Below are 3,422 nucleotides of genomic sequence, written 5' to 3'. Positions count from 1 at the left end.
GGATTAAGCTGTCCTCGTCGACTGGGATATCGACAAGCTTCCGGCGATCTTGATCTTTGAGAAGCTTGCGCTTTGCCATCGCCCGACTCCATTCATGACCAATCTGCGTCGAGCGTTGTCGAGTCGGGCCGGACAGAGAAATCAAAACTGGCGCGTGTCGATAGCAATCCACAGAGATCGGATGTTGCACATCCGAACTACAACAACGTTCCTGTTCCGTTCGGCCTTAGCGTACGATTTCGGACTGCTCTTGTTCTGACCCCAATATTTTCAATGATTTATAAATTGCAAGAACGTCGCAATGAAACGCCAATGATCTGCCACCCAGGTTTCCTCCGGTGACGAATGGAGTCTCGGAGGATTTTGAACCCCATTTCCCGCTCCAGGAATTGGGGATCAGATTTACTTTTGAAAGATAAAGGTGTTTTGCTGAAGCTGGAATACCGCGATGCAGGCGGAAGCCTTTTGTCTTGACACATGCACCTTTGCGGCCACCAAGACGAGGCAAAAATATACCAAGGTCCATTGTCTGTGAACGAATTGCCAGAATTCATTTCCCAAGCATTGGCAAAGCCTGTCAATTACGCGGATGATTACGTCCGATCCGTTCTTGCACTGAAAGGACGGCTAGAGGCAGCATTGAAAGCGAGCTTGGTACTAGACGACGATATGAATTACAACGCGGCCCAATCGTTGACCTGCAAGGTGGCGGGCAAGGATGAGGCGTTGGCCAAGGTGTATGAATTTGATGTCAGGTTCTACATCTCGTCGAAATCGCCTTTGTTCGCCATTTATTGTTTCGACAGAGAGTCGGGGCATGACGGATAGGGGTAGAGCCAATCATCCGATTGAGCAGGAAAGGTTGCCGAAATCGGTTTTGGCATCGATGGACATCGCGAAAGATTTGTTGTCTGAATGCGACTTCAAGGAAGTGGAGCACCGGTATTTTTTCTTGCCCGCAACCGGGTGCGTTACGCAGATGGATGGTTTGCCAGCGACTGTATTTGAATGTCTTTTTGCGGAGATTGTTTGAAACGCAGGCGAACTTGCAGGGTCTGTTCTGGGAACACCCAACAGCCGCGTAGCGGCCAGAGAATATTCGGAGCGCAATCTCAAAAAGGTATCGGTTGTTGAAACAAACCATGGCCCGGCAGCTCGATCTGATACGCTACCTCGAACGAGGCGCCGTGCATCTCGCTGCCAGCATGGGCACTCCACAGGAGGCAGCCTGCGAGCCAGAGGCCGACGAACGGTGGTGTACGAGGTCAGGAATCGTCTACACCTTCGACTTCGACGGTTGGAGCGCCAATCTTCACTTCGACAGCGACAGGCGCTTTTCGCACGACACCATCGACTTTTTCGGCCATTGCGACCTGCCCGGCTTCGCGCGCATTGCCAGGCCCTCGGAGGTTGCTTGCACCGTCAAGGGCACAGTGAGCTTCGACCTCGGCGACGAGCAGGTGGCTCTGCTTCGATCCGGCGCCACAGTTCATTTTCGTAAAGAGGAGGGCGACGTGCGGGTGCTGACAAAGATTGCCGGTGCTCTGCTTCCGTACGATGCACTCGCGAACTACTACCGCTTGATGCTGCGGTGTTGAGCGTACCCCGGGGATGCACATGCTATCGATCGACCTGCTATACCAAGACATGCACACCGCACCCTCGCTGCTTTCCGTGAGTGACGAGTTGCGCTTCATGGTCGGTGTCATGGCGCTCGAGCCTAACGACATCGCGCGCAACAGCGAGGTTTTCTTCAAGATCCTGGATCATCTAGAAGAATCCCACACCGCAGGGTGGGGCCACGCCTCCGAGGATCCAGAGGCAATGAAGATCTTCGAACGGTTCGCCTCATTCCTGGAAGGCCTTGTGGAGCACATTCCTGCACAAAAGGAGTGGCTCAGCACCGCGGCTGAGAACTTCCGTCTCCGGTGGACGACGATCGGTAAAGCAACCCAGGAGCTACGTGCCGTGGAAAACCTCCGCACTGAAAGTGCGCGACCAGGCTCGCAGGATGGTGATCAAGCATCATGAAAATCATCAGGTTCAGTGAAACCAGCGATGGCTATTCCATCGACAGCTCAGCTTATCCGGCCTATGTGCGTGAGGTACGCAGTCTGGTGCCGACGGACGTTCTCGAATTCATGGACGCGACATGGCACTACGAGCATGGGGACGCGCGATGCCCGCACGATGCCAGGCTGGAGCAGTTGCTCATACGAGAGTTCGACGACGGTGACGTCCGGGCGAATGACATCGAGATGCATCTGGCCGGAGCGTATGGGAACCGCATCACGCTGTGCTACAGCGACGTACAGTCTTACGCGGCTGACAAAACCAAGAGCGAATGGCCCGCTGGCGACGGCTCCCACGGCGATTGGCTCATCGATGAGATGCTGGTGCTTGAAGATGGCTTTCTGAGCCACGAGATCGTCTTCACGAACTCCGTGATCAAGATCAAGCACAGGGACCTCAAGTACAAGGTGGTACGATGACTACAAGGCTCTCAGCAAACTGCTGACGGAATGGTCCGTGCGGCCGACCGTGATACGCATCTTAGATGCTATCTCCGCAAATCCAACTTCAGAGGACCTACCGCTGCTGAACCAGGCGCCCATGGAGGACAACATGAACTCGCCATCATTAATTTGTGGTACCAGCAACCTTGCCGGGCCCGTTACCAGGGCTTCCCTGAAAATCATCCCGGTATAAAGACCGACAGATGCTCAAACACATGGTACAGCGGCAGGTGATCCGTGAGTCGCTCGAAGTCGTCAAAACCATCAGGCAGCGGCAGGCCAATGCCTTCGATGCCGTCCACCACTACTGCACCTCCCCATGCTACCTGGGTTGTTGAGTTATTCAATACCTCCCTGACCGTCATGCCGGCCCAGAGCTTGCCCTCATAGCGACATTCGAACCCGGAGTTGCACGTCACCGAGTAGATCGATCGGCTTTCGTCGTAGCCGATAGTGATAAGTCCATCGTCAATGAACACGGTGCCCTCGGAGATTTTTATAGCATGGTGGTTCCGAAGGCTCTCGATCACCGCGTCGATGGAAGTCTGAAGTGCAATGCCGCCGAGCGAACGGCCCGGGACGATTTCGTTGATCAGTCTCATGGTTCATGGCTCGGACGGAAGCGATTTGAGCACGGCCGATGGTTCTCGTACTTCAAGGCGAAATAGTATTGCAACGCCGCGCACGAGTCTTCCGAGGTGTCCCGCGAGCATTTTCCGAGGATGTTCTCGATCGCTCGCCGGAGCAGTTCGTTTCTCAAAGATCAACCCTTCTGTTTGCGCCACTGCTCCAGACGGCGCATCATGCGCTGGAAGCGATCGAACGAAGCCAGTGCCAGATCGGGGTCGCTTGGCTCGATATCCCTGACTGTCTGATGGTTCTTGTCCTGATACATATAGCACAGAA

5 protein-coding genes are annotated in these 3,422 nt (G+C 54.6%); 3 read left to right on the top strand and 2 right to left on the bottom strand.

The window, feature by feature from the left end:
- The coding region (locus RRH01S_RS34725; protein WP_210165237.1) for a hypothetical protein at window positions 1-190 on the bottom strand (190 nt) is incomplete at its 3' end.
- Between the two features lie 940 nt (window positions 191-1,130).
- On the opposite strand from RRH01S_RS34725, the gene RRH01S_RS32990 reads away from it, so the two are divergent.
- Genes RRH01S_RS32990 through RRH01S_RS32980 form a run of 3 tightly spaced genes read left to right on the top strand, consistent with a single transcriptional unit; the run spans window position 1,131 to window position 2,492 of the window.
- Window positions 1,131-1,598, top strand: coding sequence for a hypothetical protein (locus tag RRH01S_RS32990; protein ID WP_131597926.1), 468 nt, complete (start codon window positions 1,131-1,133; stop codon window positions 1,596-1,598).
- Window positions 1,599-1,617: 19 nt separating this feature from the next.
- Window positions 1,618-2,031 (top strand): hypothetical protein, encoded by a 414-nt coding sequence (locus RRH01S_RS32985; RefSeq protein WP_007695149.1) that lies wholly within the window; start codon window positions 1,618-1,620, stop codon window positions 2,029-2,031.
- The gene (locus RRH01S_RS32980) at window positions 2,028-2,492 is read left to right on the top strand and encodes a hypothetical protein (protein WP_042477812.1); all 465 of its coding nucleotides are present in this window, start codon (window positions 2,028-2,030) and stop codon (window positions 2,490-2,492) included. Before RRH01S_RS32985 ends, RRH01S_RS32980 begins: the two co-directional genes overlap by 4 nt.
- Before the next feature lie 203 nt (window positions 2,493-2,695).
- Here RRH01S_RS32980 and RRH01S_RS32970 read toward each other — a convergent pair whose 3' ends face one another.
- The gene (locus RRH01S_RS32970) at window positions 2,696-3,118 is read right to left on the bottom strand and encodes a hypothetical protein (protein ID WP_042477805.1); all 423 of its coding nucleotides are present in this window, start codon (window positions 3,116-3,118) and stop codon (window positions 2,696-2,698) included.
- Window positions 3,119-3,422 lie beyond the last annotated feature (304 nt).

The organism is Rhizobium rhizogenes NBRC 13257, assembly GCF_000696095.1.
Taxonomy (GTDB): Bacteria; Pseudomonadota; Alphaproteobacteria; order Rhizobiales; family Rhizobiaceae; genus Rhizobium; species Rhizobium rhizogenes.
Note: the sequence above shows the minus strand (reverse complement) of the source record. Positions and strands in the feature narration are given on the sequence as shown.